4 protein-coding genes are annotated in these 3,319 nt (G+C 52.0%); 2 read left to right on the top strand and 2 right to left on the bottom strand.

Features of this window, described 5'->3' with window-relative positions; translation table 11 throughout:
- The coding region (locus tag Q7V48_13380; GenBank protein ID MDO9211717.1) for a beta-eliminating lyase-related protein at positions 1–377 on the bottom strand (377 nt) is incomplete at its 3' end.
- A gap of 199 nt (positions 378–576) precedes the next feature.
- Between Q7V48_13380 and Q7V48_13385 the strand changes: the two genes are divergently transcribed.
- Positions 577–1,995: an amidase family protein gene (locus tag Q7V48_13385; protein ID MDO9211718.1), complete on the top strand. Its 1,419-nt coding sequence runs from the start codon at positions 577–579 to the stop codon at positions 1,993–1,995.
- A gap of 151 nt (positions 1,996–2,146) precedes the next feature.
- Here the strand turns inward: Q7V48_13385 and Q7V48_13390 are convergent, their stop codons facing one another.
- Positions 2,147–2,452: a hypothetical protein gene (locus Q7V48_13390; protein ID MDO9211719.1), complete on the bottom strand. Its 306-nt coding sequence runs from the start codon at positions 2,450–2,452 to the stop codon at positions 2,147–2,149.
- 241 nt (positions 2,453–2,693) lie between these two features.
- Here Q7V48_13390 and Q7V48_13395 point away from each other — a divergent pair, with 241 nt between their 5' ends.
- Positions 2,694–3,167, top strand: a complete 474-nt coding sequence (locus tag Q7V48_13395) for a ribonuclease H-like domain-containing protein (protein MDO9211720.1) — start codon at positions 2,694–2,696, stop codon at positions 3,165–3,167.
- Positions 3,168–3,319 lie beyond the last annotated feature (152 nt).

A 3,319-nucleotide genomic window follows, 5' to 3' on the forward strand; every position in this document is an offset into this window, starting at 1 on the left:
TCGTCAACCCGGATGGCCGCCTCCACCTGAACGGCCTCGAAGATTCCTCGATTTCCTGGGATACCCAAGAACTGAATCCCCGAGATCACGGCTCCGGCGCCCCCTTCGAAGTTCATAGCGTGGGCCCCGGCCTCGATGATCACTTCGTCTCCCGGCTGGGTGTGGGCTTTGATGGACAATTGATTGGCCATCGTCCCCGAGGCTACGAAGAGGGCGGCCTCCTTGCCCAGGAGCCGCGCGGCTTTTTCCTGAAGGGCATTGACAGTAGGGTCTTCCCCAAAGACATCATCTCCCACCGCTGCCTCAAACATGGCTTGGCGCATATCGGGAGTTGGTTTGGTTACCGTGTCACTACGAAGGTCAACAAATCGATCCATACTCATTTTCTCCTTTAAGGTTTTTATAACATAGAGGAGGGAAAAAAGGAAGAAATTGAGACATTAAGGGGATTATAAAAAAATCTTAATTCGCATTCCCTCAAGGCGTAATCTGGCGGAATTAAATTGACTTGAGCGGTATTTTCGGCCAAAATCGAAAAAAATTAAGCCAATGGTCATAGGCAAGGGGAGCTTTTATATGGATGAACTATGGAAATTATCGGGGCTGGAGTTGAAAACCAAGATTGGGTTAAAAGAAATTAAACCCTCCGAAGTGATGGAAGTCGTGCTGGCGCGAATCGAGAAAGTGAATCCTAAGCTCAACGCTTTCTGCACCTGGGATCCAGATTCAGCCATGGCCCAGGCCCGAAAAGCAGACGACCTGATGGCCCGGGGAAAGGCCAGAGGGCTCCTTTTCGGCGTCCCGGTATCCATAAAAGATTCAATTTTTACCAAGGGGATCCGCACTACCTTCGGTTCTAAAATGCATGAAAACTTTGTCCCTGAGCGGGACGAGGTCGTCGTTGAGAGGCTAAAAGCTGCGGGAGCTATCATCCTGGGGAAGACGACGACCTGTGAGTTCGGGTATAAGGCTGTTACGGACAGCCCGCTTTGGGGCATCACCCGCAATCCCTGGGACCTGCAGATGACTCCTGCGGGTTCCAGCGGAGGAGCTGCGGCCGCAGTGGCCTCCGGCCTCGGGCCATTAGCGGTGGGAAGCGATGGCGGTGGGTCCATCCGGGCCCCGGCAAGCTTCTGCGGGATCTTCGGGTTGAAACCATCCCGGGGCAGGATCCCCATATATCCCTTGCTCGCCGGGTGGGAAGCCCTGGATCGCCGCGTTGCCCACCTGGGTCCGCTGACCCGCACCGTGGCGGATGCGGCTTTAATGATGGAAGTGATGACAGGTTCGGATGATCGAGATCCCCTTTCTCTGCCTGGGAAAAAGATTTCTTTCGGAAGAAAGCTCATGAAAGGGATTCGCGGTTTTAGGATAGCCTGGAGCACGGACCTGGGAAATACCGTCGCAGACCCATTGGTTAAAGAAGCGGTTGAGTCCGCGGCGCAGGTCTTCTCCGAATTAGGGGCCCGGGTAGAGGAGATAAAGCTGGATTCCCCTCCCATGCACGATGCTTTCCAGCTTCTCTTTGCCGCCGATTGCGCTGGAGCAATCGGAAATCGCTTGGAGGAATGGAAGGACCGGTTGGACCGGGGTTTAGGCCGATTAATCGAAATCGGCCTGAAGGCCAGCGCTGCCGATTACGCCCGGGCTGTCAACCGATGCCATGATTTCTGGGATCGTCTTCAGCCTTTCTTCGATCAATATCATCTCCTCCTTACCCCCACCCTCCCGGTCACTCCTTTCCCCACTGGAATCGATTGGCCGAGGGAAGTTGCCGGAGCGAAAGTCCATCCCCTAAATTATCTGGCTTTTACCTATCCTTTTAATCTTACCGGCCAGCCGGCAGCTTCCGTTCCTTGCGCTTGGACAACAGATGGGTTACCCATCGGCTTGCAGATCGTAGGCAGGCGTTGCGATGACCTCTCGGTTCTAAAAGCAGCGGCAGCTTTTGAGGAGGCTAAACCCTGGCGGGGCAAATGGCCTAAAATTGAATGAAAGATACCTCGCGTAACATCGATCGCAAAAAAGTCTACACAGGCGTCGTATTTCTATGTGCGGCCGTACTGCTGATGCTCATAGGGCAAGAGAATCCTTCGCCCATTTTCAAGATCTTATGGGTGATTCTTTTGGGAGTGGGACTTCTTCTTTATTTATGGGGAAGATTTTTCTCGCGGGGCAGTGCCTGAAGGAGAATGAACTCCCGGACGCGGGGGAGTAGGTAAAAATCTTCCACCTCGTACCTGGATAGCTCCCGGGCCAGAATCCGGGCACGCTCTAAAGTGGGAAGAGGGAGATTGATAAGGATTAAACTTCGCCCCAGCAACTTACATCCACCGCTGTGAATGGAGAATTCCTCATCCGCGAGGCTCTCATAGCGAACCTCGATTCCCAGTTGGGCCGCAAGGCCTTCCAGATGCTGGAGAAGGGATGTATCTGAAAGATCTGGAAGCATCTTTTCCCCTTTCGCCAAGAGGTGGTAAGATTATAAAAGAATTCGGTGCTAAAATCACCATAATTTAAATGTATAGGAAATTCCTTTTTGGACACGGATGTACAAAGAAAGTCGCTTAGCGCTTAGCGCTATGCGCATAGCGTCTTTTTTATATCTGCGGTTATCTGCGTAAATCTGCGTCCTATTAAATTTAAACAAGCTTTTTGGGACTCCTGGCTCCTGTATTCCGCATTCGCAATACATGAAAGCTTACTTGGACATCGAAACATCCTTGCGGGGAGAGATCACCATCGTGGGAATTTTCCGCCCCCCGAACCAGATGATCCAGCTTATCGGGGATGAGGTCAATTGGACCAACCTCTGGAATGCTCTGGAGGGAGTGGCAGAGATCTTGACCTACAATGGAGATCGCTTCGATTTGCCGGTGATTAAACGGGCCATCAATCTGGATCTGAGCAAATATTTCGAATGCCGAGACCTGATGTACGATTGCTGGCAAAAGAACCTTTACGGTGGGCTGAAACGGGTGGAAGAAAAACTGGGCATTGAACGAGCCTCCAAGGGAATTGATGGCATGGAGGCCATGCGCCTTTGGGAGCGGTTTCGTCTCTACGGGGACGGAAAAGCCTTACAGGTTTTGCTGGAATACAACCGGGATGACGTGAAAAACCTCTTTCATCTGGAAGCCTGCCTGCAAAAAATAAAGAAAAAATAGCTTGCCCGTCCCCAATTTTGAAGATTGGCCCTTTCTCCCAGTTGGCGTGCCGGTTCGCGCAGGAAGGTCCCGCCCTTGGCGGGATTGGTCAAATAAGGCAGTGGTCATTTCATGGTCGGGGGTGGGCGAGTAAAAAATAATGATTGACTTAT

The organism is Deltaproteobacteria bacterium (assembly GCA_030654105.1).
Classification (GTDB): Bacteria; Desulfobacterota; SM23-61; order SM23-61; family SM23-61; genus JAHJQK01.

Coding starts and splice junctions, on each gene's coding strand:
- Q7V48_13385 (MDO9211718.1), top strand. CDS start 577: ATGGATGAACTATGGAAATTATCGGGGCTGGAGTTGAAAACCAAGATT.
- Q7V48_13395 (MDO9211720.1), top strand. CDS start 2,694: ATGAAAGCTTACTTGGACATCGAAACATCCTTGCGGGGAGAGATCACC.
- Q7V48_13390 (MDO9211719.1), bottom strand. CDS start 2,452: ATGCTTCCAGATCTTTCAGATACATCCCTTCTCCAGCATCTGGAAGGC.